This is a genomic window from Oceanospirillum linum, from assembly GCF_001995095.2.
GTDB classification, from domain to species: Bacteria; Pseudomonadota; Gammaproteobacteria; order Pseudomonadales; family Halomonadaceae; genus Oceanospirillum; species Oceanospirillum linum.
Genome location: NZ_MTSD02000122.1, coordinates 1 through 433, shown reverse-complemented (window position 1 = coordinate 433; position 433 = coordinate 1). Strand labels below are relative to the sequence as shown.

Sequence of the window (433 nt, the reverse complement as noted above, 5' to 3'; positions counted from 1 at the left end):
TGCGTGCTCCGTTGACGTAGGCGATCCAAGGCATCGACAACCGGCCGGCCACCCGAATGGCGCCGCTGCACAGCAGACCCAACGCGCCGATGGTGATCATGCCGAGCACGATGGCCGGGTAGTTCACCAGCGAATACGCTTCCCACGTGTAGTAGCCCACGCCGTACTGTCCGGAAATCATTTCCGCCGCAATGAGCGACACCCACGCAACGCCCATCCCCACTGCCAGCCCGGTGAAGATGTTGGGCAACACGCCCGGCAAGATCACGTGCCAAAACAGCTGTGCCTCGCTGGCCCCCAGGCAGCGCCCCGCGCGCAGCAGGACCCCGTCGAGCGATCGGACGCCGTCCACCGTGTTGAGCAGGATCGGGTAAAACGCCCCGATGAACGTGATGAATACGATCGACGACTCCGTCGTCGGCCACAGCATGAT

1 protein-coding gene is annotated in these 433 nt (G+C 63.7%); it reads right to left on the bottom strand.

Annotated elements, in window-relative coordinates; genetic code table 11:
- Positions 1-433, bottom strand: a 433-nt coding sequence (locus BTA35_RS16930) for an ABC transporter permease (RefSeq protein ID WP_139363728.1), incomplete at both ends; no start/stop codon positions are given.